Consider the following 813-nt stretch of genomic DNA (forward strand, 5'->3'; position numbering starts at 1 on the left):
TTTACAAACAAATGATGCAAATATTCCGTTCCCAAAAATCGTTTATACGTTAAAGCATTTACCATTTATTTTTTGGATAAAAATACTTCTGGAGAGCATTTAGAGCAATACGCAAAGAACTAACAAGATGTGGTAATGTTTGGTTTTCTATAACAAGATGTTGTATCGCGGCATAAAGATTATACTGTCTATAGAGGTGTTGTGCTTCTTTGATAGCCTCTTGCATGTTTGAAAACTGTTCTGTTGCAAATTTAATCCATTTTTCTTTTGCTGTCTCATCAGAAGATGAGGGCATTTTATCATAAACAGCACTTGGCAAACCTTTTGCACACGAATAGTCATTTTTCACTTCAAGATATTTTTGCGCAGCATCATATTGGTCTTGATTTATTTCGCCTTGCAAATAAAGCCGCCCGATATAGGTACCGGAAAGCGGATTTTTAGCCTCTTCTATGGTCAAGCCAAAGCGTTTGGCACGCATTTCAATTGCCAATTTATCCATGGGTTCATGCGGTGTTTTTGCTCGTGAGATACGTCCATTTGGTTCTCTGATACATCCTTTAATCCGTGGACGACCGCGTTTTGCACGTTTTTTTCTCTTTGTCATATTTTTTTCAATCAGAATGGTATGCTATCATTATTAATGAGTGCACTATGATCAGCAGCCCCTGAAGCGATAGCATAATTTTGAGAAGTAATAGGTGAAGGGGTAGGGGATGCCGATTGATCTTTTTTGGCATCAAGCAAATACAACTCGCCTTTGAATTGTGGTAAGACAATCTCTGTTGTATAACGGTCATGCCCATTTTTATC

At 37.6% G+C, this 813-nt stretch carries 1 protein-coding gene and 1 pseudogene; both read right to left on the reverse strand.

What is annotated here, in order from left to right:
* Window positions 1–58 precede the first annotated feature (58 nt).
* Window positions 59–607: a hypothetical protein gene (locus tag ACFIQE_RS11060; protein ID WP_273782886.1), complete on the reverse strand. Its 549-nt coding sequence runs from the start codon at window positions 605–607 to the stop codon at window positions 59–61.
* Between the two features lie 11 nt (window positions 608–618).
* Window positions 619–813 (reverse strand): annotated as a pseudogene (locus ACFIQE_RS11065) (single-stranded DNA-binding protein); the annotation flags it as partial.

Source organism: Bartonella sp. AA1HLJMS (assembly GCF_042197445.1).
GTDB lineage: Bacteria > Pseudomonadota > Alphaproteobacteria > Rhizobiales > Rhizobiaceae > Bartonella.